The organism is Cellulomonas sp. EB106-03-03-XG116, assembly GCF_058792015.1.
Map to the genome: position 1 here is coordinate 107,838 of NZ_JBYTEP010000002.1, position 16,260 is coordinate 124,097.

The 16,260-nt window shown below is 74.4% G+C and carries 16 protein-coding genes; 7 read left to right on the forward strand and 9 right to left on the reverse strand.

Annotated elements, in window-relative coordinates; genetic code table 11:
- Nucleotides 1–32 precede the first annotated feature (32 nt).
- Nucleotides 33–1,055, forward strand: coding sequence for an aldo/keto reductase (locus AC3WUG_RS01455; protein WP_492326005.1), 1,023 nt, complete (start codon nt 33–35; stop codon nt 1,053–1,055).
- 19 nt (nt 1,056–1,074) lie between these two features.
- Entirely contained in the window at nt 1,075–1,491 is a 417-nt protein-coding gene (locus AC3WUG_RS01460) for a MerR family transcriptional regulator (protein ID WP_492326006.1), read from the forward strand.
- Nucleotides 1,492–1,504: 13 nt separating this feature from the next.
- Here AC3WUG_RS01460 and AC3WUG_RS01465 read toward each other — a convergent pair whose 3' ends face one another.
- The 3 genes from AC3WUG_RS01465 to AC3WUG_RS01475 all read right to left on the reverse strand — a co-directional run bounded on the left by AC3WUG_RS01465 (nt 1,505) and on the right by AC3WUG_RS01475 (nt 5,068).
- Nucleotides 1,505–3,586, reverse strand: a complete 2,082-nt coding sequence (locus AC3WUG_RS01465; protein WP_492326007.1) for an elongation factor G — start codon at nt 3,584–3,586, stop codon at nt 1,505–1,507.
- 124 nt (nt 3,587–3,710) lie between these two features.
- Nucleotides 3,711–4,640, reverse strand: coding sequence for an FKBP-type peptidyl-prolyl cis-trans isomerase (locus tag AC3WUG_RS01470; RefSeq protein WP_492326008.1), 930 nt, complete (start codon nt 4,638–4,640; stop codon nt 3,711–3,713).
- Between the two features lie 95 nt (nt 4,641–4,735).
- Entirely contained in the window at nt 4,736–5,068 is a 333-nt protein-coding gene (locus AC3WUG_RS01475) for a winged helix-turn-helix transcriptional regulator (protein ID WP_492326086.1), read from the reverse strand.
- A 183-nt stretch (nt 5,069–5,251) separates the two neighbouring features.
- On the opposite strand from AC3WUG_RS01475, the gene AC3WUG_RS01480 reads away from it, so the two are divergent.
- The 5 genes from AC3WUG_RS01480 to AC3WUG_RS01500 all read left to right on the forward strand — a co-directional run bounded on the left by AC3WUG_RS01480 (nt 5,252) and on the right by AC3WUG_RS01500 (nt 9,878).
- Entirely contained in the window at nt 5,252–6,115 is an 864-nt protein-coding gene (locus AC3WUG_RS01480) for an SDR family oxidoreductase (RefSeq protein ID WP_492326009.1), read from the forward strand.
- A 66-nt stretch (nt 6,116–6,181) separates the two neighbouring features.
- Nucleotides 6,182–7,192 carry a TIGR03557 family F420-dependent LLM class oxidoreductase gene (locus tag AC3WUG_RS01485; protein WP_492326010.1) on the forward strand — a complete coding sequence of 337 codons (1,011 nt, stop codon included), beginning with the start codon at nt 6,182–6,184 and terminating at the stop codon, nt 7,190–7,192.
- A gap of 61 nt (nt 7,193–7,253) precedes the next feature.
- Nucleotides 7,254–7,619, forward strand: coding sequence for a hypothetical protein (locus tag AC3WUG_RS01490; protein ID WP_492326011.1), 366 nt, complete (start codon nt 7,254–7,256; stop codon nt 7,617–7,619).
- 117 nt (nt 7,620–7,736) lie between these two features.
- Nucleotides 7,737–8,867 carry a VIT1/CCC1 transporter family protein gene (locus AC3WUG_RS01495; RefSeq protein WP_492326012.1) on the forward strand — a complete coding sequence of 377 codons (1,131 nt, stop codon included), beginning with the start codon at nt 7,737–7,739 and terminating at the stop codon, nt 8,865–8,867.
- 69 nt (nt 8,868–8,936) lie between these two features.
- The gene (locus AC3WUG_RS01500; protein ID WP_492326013.1) at nt 8,937–9,878 is read left to right on the forward strand and encodes a siderophore-interacting protein; all 942 of its coding nucleotides are present in this window, start codon (nt 8,937–8,939) and stop codon (nt 9,876–9,878) included.
- A gap of 154 nt (nt 9,879–10,032) precedes the next feature.
- Here AC3WUG_RS01500 and AC3WUG_RS01505 read toward each other — a convergent pair whose 3' ends face one another.
- The 6 genes from AC3WUG_RS01505 to AC3WUG_RS01530 all read right to left on the reverse strand — a co-directional run bounded on the left by AC3WUG_RS01505 (nt 10,033) and on the right by AC3WUG_RS01530 (nt 16,255).
- The gene (locus AC3WUG_RS01505; protein WP_492326014.1) at nt 10,033–11,031 is read right to left on the reverse strand and encodes a DUF4238 domain-containing protein; all 999 of its coding nucleotides are present in this window, start codon (nt 11,029–11,031) and stop codon (nt 10,033–10,035) included.
- A gap of 327 nt (nt 11,032–11,358) precedes the next feature.
- Complete coding sequence (locus AC3WUG_RS01510; protein WP_492326015.1) at nt 11,359–12,315, reverse strand: DUF2971 domain-containing protein; 957 nt, start codon at nt 12,313–12,315, stop codon at nt 11,359–11,361.
- A 730-nt stretch (nt 12,316–13,045) separates the two neighbouring features.
- Nucleotides 13,046–13,825 carry an SDR family oxidoreductase gene (locus AC3WUG_RS01515; RefSeq protein ID WP_492326016.1) on the reverse strand — a complete coding sequence of 260 codons (780 nt, stop codon included), beginning with the start codon at nt 13,823–13,825 and terminating at the stop codon, nt 13,046–13,048.
- Nucleotides 13,826–13,952: 127 nt separating this feature from the next.
- Entirely contained in the window at nt 13,953–14,468 is a 516-nt protein-coding gene (locus AC3WUG_RS01520) for an MmyB family transcriptional regulator (protein ID WP_492326017.1), read from the reverse strand.
- A gap of 43 nt (nt 14,469–14,511) precedes the next feature.
- Nucleotides 14,512–15,381, reverse strand: a complete 870-nt coding sequence (locus AC3WUG_RS01525; protein WP_492326018.1) for a helix-turn-helix transcriptional regulator — start codon at nt 15,379–15,381, stop codon at nt 14,512–14,514.
- Between the two features lie 82 nt (nt 15,382–15,463).
- A complete protein-coding gene (locus AC3WUG_RS01530; protein WP_492326019.1) occupies nt 15,464–16,255 on the reverse strand; it encodes an SDR family oxidoreductase in 792 nt (263 codons plus the stop codon).
- Nucleotides 16,256–16,260: the final 5 nt, after the last annotated feature.

Sequence of the window (16,260 nt, forward strand, 5' to 3'; positions counted from 1 at the left end):
TCGAGCGCGCTCCAAGGAGGAGCGTCGGGGACATGAGCCTCACCACCCGCACCCTGGGCAGCGCCGCGCACGGCACCGCCCTCACCGTCTCCGCCCTCGGGCTCGGCTGCATGGGCATGTCCGAGTTCTACGGCGCGACCTCCGCGCCCGGCTCCGACCAGGAGCGCGAGTCGGTCGCCACGATCCACCGCGCGCTCGACCTCGGCGTCACGCTGCTCGACACCGCGGACGTGTACGGACCGCACACCAACGAGCGCCTCGTCGGCCGCGCGATCGCCGGCCGCCGGGACGAGGTCGTGCTCGCCACCAAGTTCGGCATCGTCCGCGACCCCGACCCGACGGTGACCAGCCGCGGCGTGGACGGCCGCCCCGAGTACGTCCGCGCGGCGCTGGACGCGAGCCTGCAGCGGCTCGGCGTCGACCACGTGGACCTGTACTACATGCACCGGATGGACCCGGAGGTCCCCGTCGAGGACACCGTGGGCGCGCTCGCCGAGGCCGTGCAGGCGGGCAAGGTGCGGCACCTCGGGCTGTCCGAGGCGGGACCCGCGACGATCCGCCGCGCGCACGCCGTGCACCCGATCACCGCCGTGCAGACCGAGTACTCGCTCTGGACCCGGGACGTCGAGGCGGAGGTGCTGCCGACGCTGCGCGAGCTCGGCATCGGCCTGGTGCCGTACTCGCCGCTGGGCCGCGGCATGCTCACCGGCGCCATCGCGGCGCGGGACGACCTCGCGCCCGACGACTTCCGGCGCGCCAACCCCCGGTTCGCCGGGGAGGCGTTCGACGCCAACCGCGCGCTCGTCGAGCGGGTGCAGGCGCTCGCGGCCGAGCGGGGCGTCACGGCGGCGCAGCTCGCGCTCGCCTGGGTGCTGGCCCAGGGCGAGGACGTCGTGCCGATCCCCGGCACCCGCCGGGTCCGCTACCTGGAGCAGAACGTGGCGGCCGCCGACGTGCGGCTCACCGCCGAGGACCTCGCGGCGCTCGCGGACGCCGTGCCGCCGCAGGCCGTCGTCGGCGACCGGTACCCCGACATGTCGACCATCGGGCGGTGAGCGGCGCATGCTGAGGGGCGTGACCGAGGAGAGCCGCACCCTCACCATCGCCGAGGCCGCCGCGGCGACCGGGTTGACCCCGCACACGCTCCGGTACTACGAGCGCGACGGGCTGCTGCTGGACGCGGTCGAGCGCGCGTCGTCGGGGCACCGGCGGTACACCGAGCGCGACCTCGGCTGGATCCACCTGCTCACCCGGCTCCGGGCCACCGGCATGCCGATCCGGGAGATCCGGGAGTACGCGGAGCTGGTCCGGCAGGGCGAGGGCACCGAGCCGCAGCGCATGGCGCTCCTCGAGGCGCACCGGGACGCCGTGCGCGCGCAGCTGGCCGAGGTGACCGAGCACCTCGCGGCGATCGAGATGAAGATCGACGTCTACGCGGGGCGGTTGGGATCGGGGGTCCCGGTGCCGGAGGCGGCCGCGGCGGCGGGCTGACCGGCGCCTCGCGTCACACCGGCGCCAGGTGCCCCGGCCGGACCTCGTAGTCGCCGGGCTCCAGCACCACCTCGCCCCGCCCGCCGGTGAGCGCCCGCAGGTCGAGCGCGTACCGGACGACCTCGGCCTCGGGCACGACGGCCTCGATCCGCACCCGGCCGTCGTCGGTGGTGCTGCTCGCGCTGATCCGCCCGCGCCGCCCGGACAGGTCGCCGAGCACGTCGCCCTGCGCCTCCGGCGGCACGAGGACCGTGACCCGCAGCGTCGGCTCCAGCAGCACGGTGCCGGCGGAGGCGAGCGCGGCGCGGACGCCGGCGGCGGTGGCCGTGCGGAAGGCCATGTCCGAGGAGTCGACGGCGTGCGCCTTGCCGTCGTGCACCTCGACCTGGACGTCGACGACCGGGTGGCCGAGCGGCCCGCCGGCGGCCAGCGCCTCTGCGGCGCCGCGCTCGACAGCGGGCAGGTAGGACCGCGGCACCGCGCCGCCGACCACCGAGTCGACGAACGCGAAGCCGGACCCCGGGGGCAGCGGGCTGAGCCGCAGCTGCACGACGGCGAACTGCCCGTGCCCGCCGGACTGCTTCTTGAGCCGGCCCTCCGCCTCGGCGGGACGGGCGATCGTCTCGCGGTACGCGATCCGCACCGGCTCGGTCGTGACGTGCACGCCGAACACCCGGGCCAGCCGCTCGACGGCCACCGCGAGGTGCGCGTCGCCGAGGCCCCGGAGGACGGCCTGGTGCGCGGTGCGCTCCACGACCAGGGTCGGGTCCTCGGCGGCGAGCCGGGTGAGCGCGCCGGACAGCTTGTCGTCGTCGGCCTGGCTGACCGGGACCAGCGCGAGGCCGAGCACGGGCGGCCGGGCGGGCAGCGTCGCGGGCCGGACCGGCTGCGCCCGCGCCGCGAGCAGCGTGCCGGTGGGCGCGGAGCCGAGCTTGGCGACGGCGGCGATCCCGCCGGCGGCGACCGCGTCGACCGGCAGGTGCTCCCGGCCCCGGAGCCGGAACAGGCCGTGCAGCCGCTCCTCGGCGCCTCCGGTGGTCACCAGCCGGTCGCCCGAGCGGACCGTGCCGGACAGCACCTTGAACACCGACACCTGGCCGACGAACGGGTCGGCCACAGTGCGGAACACCTGCAGCACCGTCTCGCCGGCCGGGTCGGCGGGCAGCTCGGTCTCCGCGCCGTCGTCGGGGCCGCCGCCCCCGACCCGCAGCCGCGCGGGCCGGTCGGTCGGCGCGGGGCCGATCTCGCACACCAGGTCCGCGAGCCGGTCGATCCCGACCCCCGTCGCCGCGGACGCCACCAGCACGGGCACGGCCCCGCCGGACGCGACCTCGCGGGCCAGCGTGCGCTCGAGGTCGACCGGACCGGGCTCGTCGCCGGACAGGTACCGCTCCAGCTGGTCGTCGTCGTGCGCGACGATCTCCTCCGTCACCTCGCCGTGCAGCCGGTGCTCCTCGTCGGCGACGTCGGCGGGCAGGTCGCAGTCGCGGTGCCGGCCGTCGGCGCCGTAGTCGAACCCCCGGTCGGACAGCACGTCGGCGACCCCGTGCAGCGCCTGCTCCTCGCCGAGCGGCAGCTCCAGCGGGAGCACCGCGGCGGCGTCGTGCCCGGTGCGGACCGCCAGGTCGCGGACCTGGTCGAGCACGCGGTGGAAGTCGGCGCGGGCGCGGTCCTCCTGGGAGACGACGACGAGGCGGGGGATCCCCGCCTCGTCGCACCGGCGCCACGCCGCCTCCGTCCCGGACTGGACCCCGTCGACGGCGCTCACCACCACCACCGCGAGGTCCGCGACCGCGAGGGCCGCGTCCACCGCGCCCGCGAAGTCGGGCGCCCCCGGGGTGTCCAGGAGGGTCATGCGGTGCGGGCGGTCCTGGCTGCACGTCCAGTCGAGGTCGGCCACGCCGAGCGCCACGGAGGAGCCGCGGGCCACCTCCTCCGGCTCGTGGTCGCACACCGTCGAGCCGTCCTCGACCCGGCCGGCGCGGGGGACGGCCCCGGCGCGCAGCAGCAGGGCCTCGGCGAGTGTCGTCTTGCCGGATCCGGCGTGGCCGACGAGCGCCACGTTCCGGACCGTCGGCGTCGTTGCCGCGTCCATCGCACGTCCTTCTGGATCGGTGCCGGGACGGCCAGGCTAACCACGCGGGTCGCGGGAACGACAGGGACCTCGGTCGCTGGTGCGGCCGAGGTCCCTGTGCTGCGCGTGTCCCCGCCGGGTGCGGTCAGGACGCGGAGAGGATGTCCACCACGAAGACCAGCGTCGAGTTCGGCGGGATGCTGCCCGACTCCTGGTCGCCGTAGCCCAGCTCCGGCGGGATGATCAGCAGCACCTGGCTGCCGACCGTCTGGCCGACCAGGCCCTGCTGCCAGCCCTGGATGACGTTCGTCAGCGGGAAGGTCGTGGCCGAGCCGCGCTCCCAGGACGAGTCGAACGACGTGCCGTCCCACAGCCAGCCGCTGTACTGGACGGTGAGCGTCTGGCCCGCCTCGACGGCCGCGCCGGCGCCCTGGATCAGCGGCTGCACGACGAGCTCGGTCGGCGGGTCGGTGTCGAGCGGCTCGATGGACGGCGCGCCGTCCTCGTCCAGGGTGACGGTCGGCAGGCCCTCGGGCAGCGGGGTCACCGCGGTGCCCTCGGCGCGGGTCGGGACCGCCTCGGTGCTGACCACCTCGACGGCGAGCAGCGACGTCATGCCGTTCGCGGGGTTCGCGAACAGCAGGCGCGCGCCGGTCTGCTGGCCGACGAGCTCGTCGAGCAGCACCGGCGGCAGGTTGTCGCTGGTCGCGAGGTACTGCTGCGGCTCGGCGCCGTACGTGCCGCCGAGGGTGCTGCCGTCCTCGCCGCTGACCGCGGCGATGTTGACGGTGACCAGGTCGCCCTCGGCCACGGTGTCGCCGGCGCCGGGGGTGACGACCCGCGCGACCGGGGCCGAGACCGAGAACGGCTGCTCGAAGTCGAACGCGGGCTCCTGGCCGGCGTCGCCGGTGAGGGTCACGGCCTCGAGGGCGGCGACGTCCTCGGCGGAGGCGGTCGCCGCGGCCGTGGCGGACGCGGAGGCGCTGGGGGAGGCGGAGTCGTCGGAGCCCCCGTCGCTGCACGCGGCGAGCAGCAGCAGGGACGCGGCGAGGAGGGTGGCGGCCGTACGGCGCACGTGCTCGTCCTTCGGTCGGGTGCGGGGGTTGCGGTGGGCCATCGTAGGCGCCCGCGCTGTGACACCCCCCGGGCGGGGCGTGCCGGGGGCGGGCGTCAGGGGCGGGCGACCATCGCGTCGGCGTGCCGCACGATCCAGCCCATCAGCGGCAGCAGGTGGTCGGCGAGCTCCCGGCCGAGCGGGGTGAGCGAGTAGTCGACGCGCGGCGGGATCGACGGGGTGGCCTCGCGGAGCACCAGGCCGTCGGCCTCGAGGGTGCGGAGCGTGGAGGCGAGCATCTTCTCGCTGATGCCCTCGACCAGCCGGCGCAGCTCGCCCCAGCGGAGCGTGCGCTCGGACAGCGCGACCAGGACCAGCACGCCCCACTTGCTGGTCACGTGGTCGAGCACCACCCGGCTCGGGCACGCCGAGGCGAGGACGCCGTCCATGAGCAGGTCGCCCAGCACGGATCCGGAGACCGTCGGGGCCGTGTCCTCGATGCTTACCGCCATGCCAGTACCTTACGCGAAAGTGGGTACCGGCGACCGGGAAGGGTGGGAGCCGGCCGCCCGTTGGGGCAGGTGCCGGACGCGTCAGGCGGCCGGCCACGCCCACCTCGGAGGAGCTCCACCATGTCGATCGTCGTCACCGGCGCCACCGGCCACCTCGGCCGCCTCGTCGTCACCCACCTGCTCGCCGACGGCGTCCCGGCCGACCGGATCGTCGCCGCGGGCCGCCGCACCGAGACCCTCGCGGACCTCGCCGAGCGCGGCGTGCGCGTCGCGACCCTGGACTACGGCCGGCCGGAGACCATCGCCGCCGCGCTCGAGGGCGCCGAGACCGTGCTGCTGGTGTCGGGCAGCGAGGTCGGCCGGCGCGTCGAGCAGCACCGCGCCGTCATCGACGCCGCGAAGGCCGCCGGCGTGCGTCGCCTGGTCTACACCTCCGCGCCGAAGGCCGACACCTCGCCGCTGGTGCTCGCGCCCGAGCACAAGGCCACCGAGGAGATCCTCCGGGCGTCCGGCCTGACCTTCACGATCCTGCGGAACGGCTGGTACACCGAGAACTACGTGGGCGACGTGCAGCGGGCGGGCGAGACCGGCGAGATCGTCGGCTCGTTCGGCGACGGCCGGGTGGCCTCCGCGCCGCGCGACGACTTCGCCGCGGCGGCCGCGGTCGTGCTGCGCACCGAGGGCCACGACGACGCCGTGTACGAGCTGTCCGGCGACGAGGCGTGGAGCTTCGACGAGCTCGCCGCGGCCGCGTCCGAGGTGCTGGGCCGCCCGGTCGCCTACCGCGCGGTGTCGCCCGAGCAGCGCGCCGCCGACCTCGCCGCGGCGGGCCTGGACGAGGGCACCGTCGGCTTCGTGGTCGCCCTGGAGGGGAACACCCGCGACGGCCTGCTGGCGGAGGCCCCGGGCGACCTGTCCCGCCTGATCGGCCGCCCGACCACCCCGCTGGTCGACGCCCTGCGCGCGGCGCTCGCCGCGGCCTGACCCGTCGGCGCCCACGACCGGCCGCTCCGGATGCCGGGGCGGCCGGTCGGTGTGAGGCTCGGTCGCATGACGCGATTCGGGTACACCCTCATGACCGAGCAGTCGGGCCCCAAGCAGCTCGTGGGGTACGCCGCCGATGCCGAGCGGACCGGCTTCGACTTCGTCGTCTCCTCCGACCACTACTTCCCGTGGGTCGACGAGCAGGGGCACGCGCCGTACGCGTGGTCGCTGCTCGGCGCGGTCTCGCAGGTGACGTCCCGCGTCGACCTGATGACCTACGTGACCTGCCCGACCGTCCGGTACCACCCGGCCGTCGTCGCGCAGAAGGCCGCCACCCTCGGCGTCCTCTCCGACGGCCGGTTCACCCTGGGCCTCGGCGCGGGCGAGAACCTGAACGAGCACGTGGTCGGCGAGCGCTGGCCCGCGGTCGGCGAGCGGCACGACATGCTCGAGGAGGCCATCGAGATCATCCGCTCGCTGCTCGACGGCGACCGCCTGACCTTCGACGGCGTGCACTTCCGCACCGACTCCGCGCAGCTCTGGGACCTGCCGGACGCCCCGGTGGAGATCGGCGTCGCGGTGTCCGGCGCGCAGTCGGTGTCCCGGTTCGCGCCGCTGGCCGACCACCTGGTCGCCACCGACCCGGAGGCGGACCTGCTGTCCTCCTGGGACGAGGCCCGCGCGCAGGCCGCGCACGCGATCGGCGGCGAGACCCCGCCGCCGTCCCGCAAGATCGGCCAGATCCCGATCTCGTGGGACCCTGATGCGGCCACGGCGAAGGAGCGCGCGCACGAGCAGTTCCGCTGGTTCGCCGGCGGCTGGAGCGTGAACGCCGACCTCCCGACGACCGAGGCGTTCGCCGGCGCGAGCCAGTTCGTCCGGCCGGACGACGTCGCCGAGACCATCCCGTGCGGGCCGGACCTGGACGCGATCGTCGCGAAGATCCAGCCGTACTGGGAGGCCGGGTTCACGGACATCGCCCTGGTCCAGGTCGGCGACCAGGCCCAGCAGCGGTTCCTCGACGAGGTCGCCGAGCCCCTGCTGGCGAAGCTGCGGGACGCGGCGCCGTCGTCCTGAACCATCCGCTTGCGCAACCGTCAGGTTTCTCACCCGAGCCGTTGAGAAGGGGGTGCGGCCGATGGCCGTCACCGCGTTCCAGGACCTGCCGCTGGCCGACCGCGACCGCGAGTGGGACGGTGCCGCCGCCGAGAAGCGCGTCCGCGCGTGGGCCGGCGCGCAGGACGAGCCGAACGAGAAGTACCGCGATGCGCACGTCTGGTACGACGCCGACGCGAAGCAGAACTTCACCGCCTACAAGCTCCTGATCGCCGACGTGGTCGGGGGGGAGCTCGTCGCCGTGCCGCGCGGCGTGTTCGCCGCCGCGGCCGTGATGCAGGGCTCCCGCGGCGGCGTCGACCTGCCCGCGAAGGACGTCGACCGGGTCAAGAGCCACCTGGCGAAGTACTACGCGAAGCTCGACGACACCCCGCCCTGGGAGGACTGAGCGGCGGACGGGGCGCCCGCACGGCCGCGCGACGGCCCTGCGGACGCCCCGATTCGGGCGCCCGAATCGGCGCGGATCGCGTGACTCGGGCCCGTGGGGCGCCCACCATGGAGCACCGTGCCACCCACCGACCGGGCCCCCGGGGCCCCCGCCGTCGCGCCCACCGCCCGCCAGATCCGCCGCTGGCGGCGCTACCTCGCCGACGAGCGAGCCGAGGCCGCCGCCTACCGCGACCTCGCGTCCCGGCGCACGGGCGAGGAGCGCGCCATCCTGCTCGCGCTCGCCGACGCCGAGAAGCGCCACGAGCAGCACTGGCTCGACCTGCTCGGCGACCGGGTGGGGCGGCCGCTGCCCGGCGACGTGCGCTCCCGCGTGCTCGGCGCGCTCGCCCGGCGGTTCGGCGGCGTGTTCGTCCTGGCGCTCGCCCAGCGCGCCGAGGCGCGGTCCGCCTACGGTGACGACGTCGACGCGACGCCCACGATGGCCGCCGACGAGCGGATCCACGAGGAGGTCGTCCGCAGCCTGGCGATGCGCGGGCGCAGCCGGATGTCCGGCACGTTCCGCGCCGCGGTGTTCGGCGCCAACGACGGGCTGGTCAGCAACCTGGCGCTGGTGCTCGGCATCGGCGCGAGCGGTGTCGCCACGTCGACGGTCCTGCTGACCGGTCTGGCGGGCCTGCTCGCCGGCGCGCTGTCGATGGGCGCGGGCGAGTACGTGTCCGTGCGCTCCCAGCGCGAGCTCCTCGAGGCGTCGCGGCCCAGCGCGCAGGCTCGGGACGCGCTGCCGCACCTCGACATCGACGCGAACGAGCTCGCCCTCGTCTACCGCGCCCGGGGGATGGGCGCCGACGAGGCGCAGGCGCGCGCGGCCACGGTGCTCGCCGACCTGTCCGCCGTCGGCGGGGCGTCGGCGGCGCTGCCCCCGCACGAGGGCGAGGTCGCCGGCGAGCAGGTGGACGAGCACGAGACCGTCGGCAGCGCCGTCGGCGCCGCGCTCGCGAGCTTCTGCTTCTTCGCGGCCGGGGCGGTCGTGCCCGTGCTGCCGTACCTGCTCGGCATGGAGGGCTGGAGCGCCGTGGCGCTGGCCTCCGGCCTGGTCGGCGTCGCGCTGCTCGGGACCGGTGCGACCGTCGGCGTGCTGTCGGGGTCGTCGCCCGCCAAGCGCGCGCTGCGCCAGCTGGCGATCGGCTTCGGGGCGGCCGCGGCGACGTACCTGCTGGGCCTCGCGTTCGGCACGTCGGCGGCCTGACGCGTCCACCCTGTGGGATGTGTCACACAGGGGGTGAGGTAAGCCTTCCCTTCGGGTTACGGTGGCGGCATGACAGCGTCCACCGCCGCGCCGGCCGTCACCACGCCGTTCCGGTTCTTCGACGTCCGGGTGTCGCGGATCGTGGACCTCAGCCCCTCCTTCCGCCGGTTCACCTTCACCGGTGAGGACCTGGACCAGTTCGCCGACAACGGCTTCGACCAGCGCATCAAGCTGCTGCTGCCGCTGCCCTGCGGCTACGACACCGTCCCGACCGGCGAGTCCTGGTACCTGCAGTGGCGCGACCTGCCGGACGAGCTCCGGCACCCGATCCGCACCTACACGGCGCGGACGGCCCGCAACGACGTCCGCGAGCTCGACGTCGACATGGTCCTGCACGGCGACGCCGGCCCGGCGTCAGCGTGGGCCGGCTGCGCGCAGGTCGGCGACCCGCTGGTCGTCCTCGGCCCGAACCGCGAGCACGCGGGCCCGTCGGGCGGCGTCGACTTCGTCCCGCCGGCGCACGCCGACCGCCTGCTCCTCGCGGGCGACGAGACCGCGGCGCCCGCCATCGCCGGCATCCTCGAGCGGCTGCCCCGCGACGCCCGCGGCGAGGCGCTGATCGAGGTCCCGGTCACCGGCGACGCGATCCCCGTCGACGCCCCGGCCGGCGTGACCGTGCGCTGGCTGCCGCGCGACGGCGCCGCGCACGGCTCGCTCCTCGTCCCCGCGGTGCAGGCCGCGTGCAAGCGGCTCATGCCGCGCGACGCGCCGCTGCCCGAGGGCATGGAGCTCGAGGACGTCGACATCGACGACGGCATCCTGTGGGAGGTCCCCGTCGACCACGCGACCGGCGAGCCCCTGCGCCAGTCCGCCGCGCTCTACGCGTGGCTCGCGGGGGAGGCCGGGGCGATCAAGACGCTGCGGCGGCACCTCGTCGGGACGTGCGGGGTGGACCGCAAGGCCGTGGCGTTCATGGGGTACTGGCGGGCGGGGCGGGCCGAGGGGGCCTGAGCCGCGCCTGCCGGCATCTGCGATCCGCTGGAACAAGAGCCGGTTCGTTGGAACGGCGCGGGTGCTGAGCCTCGCATCCTGGAACGACGCCCGTTCTCGACTCGACTGACGGCGGGACGCGCCAGCTCAAGCTGAACTGCGAGAGGGACCGGCGTCAACTAGTCGACGACATGTCGGGCACCGGCTTGTGCAGACCTTGGTCGCACAGCGCCACGTCCGGTCGCGTCCCGTACGCCTCACTCCGCTCGACGCAGCAGCCCGGCGGTGCGACGGGTTCACCATCGGGTGTGTGGTCCGAGCAACGGAACCGCGCCTGAGTGCGTCGCGAGAGCGTCTTGCCTTCCGGCAGGCGCCGCGCCTGCTCGTCCGAGCTGAAGACCATCCGCTCCCGGCCCTGCTCGACTGCACGGTTGACGATCCCGATCATCTTGGCGCTCGCCGGCCGGATGACGGCGCGCTCGCCCGTATGGTCCCGGCTGAGCGCCACGACCCTGTGCGGACTCACGGGCCACCAGATGTACGGCGCCGAGTCCAGGTCGTGCCGTCGGCTGCGGTCGAACGGGACGAGTACCGGCGCATCGCACGTGCGGAAGCGGCCCTGGTCGTCATGCCACACCTCGATCTGCCGCGTCGTCAGGACGTCTGCCGCAGCCCACATGCCTGTGAACAACAGCTCGGTCTGGATCCCGGCGAGCCGGTACGGGTTAGCCGGGTCCTCGAACGAGGTGAAGCCCTCGAACTCCTGCGCGACGTCCCACCTGTTGAACTGTTGGTGGAGGCGTCGCTGCTGCGCGGTGCGATTCCGCTGCATCGACATCGACACACCGAGCCCGAGCAGGTCGTCGTACTCGAGCCTGTTGGGATCGTCCAGGCCGGCGAGCAGCATCTGAACTCGACGCAACTCCTGGTCGACGACGCCGAACAGCAGCTCGACCCGGTTGTGCTCGACGCCACCCGGACCGACAACCCGGTAGAAGTTCTCCTCGACGCAGAGATCCGCGATGCCCAGCTTGCGCACCCTGCCCGTAACGGTGTCCCAGGACCAGATCCGCTTGCCGTCCGACGACCACTGCCGCAAGTAAGACCTCGGCACGTAGTGATGCCGCCGCGTGGAGGTGTCCGGCGCATCCTGCTTGCCTACGAGGCGCTCCATGTACTCCTTGGCTAGCCCGCTCAGCGCTCTGCCACCGTCAGTGAGAGGCACCCGACCCCAGGGGTTGCGGACCGCCTGCTGGAGCTTCCAGCTCCCGAACTCCGGTCGGACCACGTCACTCCCTCTGATCGATAGCTCGTAAGGGCCGATCGTGAACCGTTACTCGTGTCGTTCTAACTCACGTCGGCACCGCAGTCAGGTGGTCACCGGAGGTCTCGGAGCGCTCAAGGTTGTCGGTCGACGCGAACCATCGGGACGGCGCCGGGCCCTAGTGCTGCGGACGTCAAGTGAGCGGCGCGGGACGCCGCTGATCGAACGTGCCGGGCTCTACCTGAACGGGATCGCGGAGATGCTGGTCCCCACTTCTGCATACCCGGTAGCGGTCAGCAGATCGCGCACCTGCTGCTCGGTGGCGGTGGCGTCGACGCCGGGACCGACCCGAACGTGCTGGATCGGCAGTTTGGCTCCGCGGCGGCTGCAGTACCGGTCGCGGTGATCGGGGTCGGACGCCGGCTCGATCACCACGTACGGAGTGGGTCCGAACGTCGCATCCCGGAACTGGGCGAAGGACGGTTCGGAGGGCTCCAGGACGAGCAGGCGGTACTCCTCCTCGTGCTCGAACGCCACCGACTTGTGCAGGCAGACCAGGCTGAGGAACTGGTGCTCGAGTGCGTTGAAAAACAGCGTCTCGTCGTGGACCTTCCCCGCGCGCAGAGCGGCGAACGCGTCCAGCGCACCCTCGATGAACGTGATGACCGGGTCGTGCCGGTCGCGCCAGACCTGCTCGATCGGCGCGTACGTCACCGGTCGCCACAGCGTCGCGGGGATGAAATCCGGTGTGTAGAGCTCGCAGTCGTCCACGCACCGCAGGCGGAACTCGACCGCCGGGTCGAACCGGATCGCGACGCCCTGCTGTCCGTAGTAGTTCCAGTGCGGGAGGCTGTCCGGCCGCGCGCTCGCGGATACGAAGTACGCGTGCCTATTCCGGGTGCGCTCAGCAGCCGGAGTCAGCCACTGCTCAAACAAGTCACGGGGTGCCTCGGGAACCAGATCCGGCAGCGACTCGGCCCACGTCCGCTGGACCGCATCGATCCCGTAGGTGACCTCGGAGGTGTCGTTCAGCGAACGGCTGGACGTCGCCCACAAGGCGCCTGAGTTGAGGATCCCGCTGAGGCCCTCGGGCGACGTGTAGTGCCAGATGCCGGAGTCCGGAGCGTGGGGGCGGCCGAGCACCGGGTTGTCGGGTGGTCGGAGCCAGGCGTCAGGGGACAGGGCCTCGGTCACGTGCAGATCGTAGGGCGCGTGCACCGTGAGCACCGCGTGCAGGGCCGGTTCCGCGCCGCGTTGGCGCGTATCGGCGATACGCGTGGTGTCTTGATCCGCGCGATCGGAGGCTCGCCCGGTTCGCCGCGTTCGGTGCCGAGGGGTCGCGGCTGTGACTGGTGTGACGACTGACCACTGCTGAGACGGACGTCTCAAGCAGCAACGATTCGGCCGTCTCGCACGACCCGTCACCGCAGGAAGGTTGTCTCAGTCGTACGTCTGCCGAGCAGCCGGACCGCCGCAGGCCTCACGGCGACGGGTCGTCGCGACCGTCCTCGGAGTACGTGAGGGAGCCGTCGGCGTGCCGCCCGTGGACCGGCCTGCCACCTCCCGCTCGAACGTGCGACCCCCTGCCCCCTCCAGCGCGATCAGCACGTCCTCGGCGACGTGGTTCTCGTACGTCACCGTCGGCGCCGGCGCTCAGGACGCAGCCGCCGGACGCGAGGACGCCGAACCCCGTGCCGAGGAGGATCACGACCCCGCTTCTCGTCACCGCACCACCCTCGCGCACCGAGGCCCTCCGGCGCAGGGATGCGGCCATCCGATCCGGGTGCGGCGTCCCGGGACGGTGTCAGGTGCCCGTCGCGAGGCCCTGCGCCGGTCGCGCCCGGCCCCTGCACCCGCGCACGTCACGACGCCCCCGCCGTGGGTCCGGTGGGGGCGTCGTCGTGCTGCGGCCGAGGACGGGACCTCAGACCGCCTGGGCGGTCGGCAGGATCGTGATCTCGGTGAGGTTCACGTGTCGCGGCACGGCCGCGACGAACGCCACGGTCTCCGCGACGTCGGCGGACTGCAGGCAGTCGATCTCCCGCAGCAGGTCCGCCATCAGGCGGCTCGCGTCCGGGTCGGTGACGTGGTCGGGCAGCTCGGTGTCCACCATGCCGGGCTCGACGGTGGCGACGCGGACGCCCTTGCGGCCGAGCTCCGTGCGCAGCAGCCGCGTCACGTGGCTCACGTACGCCTTGGTGCCGGAGTACACCGAGAACTTCTCGAGCACGCGGGTGGCGGCGATCGACGAGGTGGTGATGAGGTCGGCCGGGCGGCCGTCGGCCGCGGCGGCCTCCAGCGAGCGGACGAACGCCTCGATCGTGTACATGACGCCCTTGATGTTCAGGTCGATCTGGGCGTCCCAGTCCGCCACCTCGAGCGCGTCGATCTCGGAGATCAGCTGCACGCCCGCGTTGGCGAAGACCAGGTCGACGCCGCCCCACTCGCGGTGGACGGCCTCGGCGGCGGCGGTCACCTCCTCGCGGGACGTCACGTCGGTCGGCAGGACGAGCACGGTGCCGCCGGCGGCGGTGATCCGCTCGGCCAGGGCGTCGAGGCGGTCCTTGCGGCGGGCGAGGACGGCGACCCGGGCGCCGAGCGCGGCCAGGCGCTCGGCGGTGGCCTCGCCGATGCCGCTCGAGGCGCCGGTGACGACGGCGGTGCGGCCGGCGAGGACGTGGTCGTTCAGGACGGTGGTGGTCATCTGCGTGTTCCTCTCCGCGGGGGGTCGGGACGGGCGGGTGCCGCGTCCGGGGGCCGAGGTGCGTCGCGGCCCGGTGACGAGACTTCCCGGCCGGAGGAGCGGGAACCAGGTCGCAGCACGGCCAGGCTCACGAGTTGCGGGACGGCAGCTCGTCCAGCAGGTCGAGCAGGGCCAGCAGGTCCGCGTCCCGGGCCTTGCGGTCGCCCGCGCGCGGCACAAGGCGCTCCGACCACGTGCCGTCGGGCCGACGGGCCGTGGCCCGGTCGAGCGCCAGCACGCCCAGCGCGGGGTGGCGCACCTCGTAGGGCGCGCGCGGACGGTGGGTCACGACCGGGCCGGCCCAGAGCGCCCGGAACCGCTCGCTCTCCGAGCCCAGCCCGGTCGGGTCCTCGGGCGCCGGCCCGGTCGCCAGCGGGCCCCGGCCGGGCGGGCGGCGGAGCTGGGCGACGACCGCGACCTGGACCTGCGCCGGGTCCAGGTAGAACCACGCCGCCGCGGGGTGGGTGAACACCGCGCGGGCCAGGTTGGTCACCACGCCGAGCGGCGCGTGCAGGGTCCGCCACCCGCGGGTGGCGTGCACGACGTCGAGCGCGTCGCTGAGGACCGCGGCGACGTCGCCGGGCCCGGGGTCGTGGAGGTGCACCCCTCGACGCTAGGGCGACGCGGTGGTCACCAACCTGGCCGCGTCACTGCTCCCCGGCGCCCTCCAGCGCGGCGGGGACCGGGTCGGCGGGCGCGTCCCCGAGCGCGGCGCGCTCGAGCGCGCGGAGCCGCTGCCCGTCCACGGTCGCGGGCTCGGCGCGGTAGACGACCAGCTGGTGCCCGGGCATCCCGGAGACCTCGAGGGCGTCGAAGTCCACGGTGAGGGTGCCGACCTCCGGGTGGTGCAGCTCCTTGGAGTCGTGGGTCTTCGGCGTGACCTCGTGCGCCGTCCACAGCCGGGCGAACTCCGGGCTGCCGTCCTGCAGGCGCTGGACGAGCTGCTCGCGGCGGCGCGCGCCGACGTGGATGTCCGAGGTGGCCCGCAGGTTCGCCACGCAGCTGGTGGCGGCGCGGTCCCAGTCCGTGTAGAAGGTGCGGCCGGCCGGGTCGAGGAACACCATCTCGACGAGGTTGTCCGTCGCCGCGAACGGGGTGAACAGCCGCTGCGCCAGCGGGTTGATCGCGAGGACGTCGAGGATCGGGTCGAGGACGAAGCACGCCGCCGACGGCCACGACTCCATCAGCCGCACCAGCGCGGGGTCCACGGGCGGCGGGGTGTCCGGGAGGGGCGGCACCCACATCAGCTGGGCCAGCGCGTACGCGTGCCGGTGGTCCGCGGCGTCCATGCCCAGCACGTGCGCGAGCGCGTCGACCACCTGGGCGGACGGCCGGGTCTCCCGGCCCTGCTCGAGCCGGGTGTAGTAGTCCACGCTGACGCCGGCCAGCTGCGCGACCTCGTCGCGGCGCAGACCGGGGACCCGCCGCGCGCCGTAGGACCGCAGGCCGACGTCCGCCACGGACGTGGCGGCCCGCCGTGCCCGCAGGAAGCTGCCCAGCTCGTTCCCCTTGGCCATGCGGTGAACGTAGTCGCGGGTCCCGCGGGCGGCAAGGTCTGAGGCCCGCGTCACGCGCCGTGACCTGCGGCGACGCCGCCGCTCACACCTGGTGCGTCGGCATGACCACGATCTCCGCGACGTTCACGTGCGCGGGCATCGAGGCGGCGAACAGCACGGAGTGGGCCACGTCCTCCGGGGTGAGCGGCCGCTCCACGGCGCGCATCCGGCGCAGCCGCTCCTGGGCCGCCTCGTCGTCGATCTCGGACCCGAGGGCCGTGAGCGTCGTGCCGGGCTCGACGTGCCGCACACGGACGCCGCGGCCGGAGAGCTCGGCCCGCAGCGTGCGGGCCAGCTGGGCGCGCGCCGCGGCCGTGGCGGCGTACACGCTGAACTCCGGGAGCAGCAGGTGCGAGGCCACCGAGCCGATGAGCACCAGGTCCGTCGGCAGCTCCTCGTCGGCGGCCCGGAGCAGGTCGTCGACGAACACGCGGGCGGTGGTGACCGAGCCCACGAGGTTCACGTCCACCATCTCCGCCCACTGCGCCTCGGAGGCCCGCTCGAACGGGGCGCCGAACATCACGCCCGCGTTGGCGACGACGAGGTCGACGCGTCCCCACGCGCGGTGCACCGTGTCGCGCGCCCGGTGGAGCGCCTCGACGTCCGTGACGTCCGCGACGATGCCCAGGGACGCGGCACCGGGCGCGGTGGTCGCCGTGCGGTCCGCCCGCAGCACGGACTCGCGGACGTCGATCGACGCCACGCGCGCGCCCGCGCGCAGCAGCGACCGGGCGACGGCCTGGCCGATGCCGCCGGCGGCGCCGGTCACGACGGCGGTCCGGCCGCGCAGCGGGAAGGGGTTGTCCTCCAGGCGGGCGTGCTCGACCAGCGACATGGTGG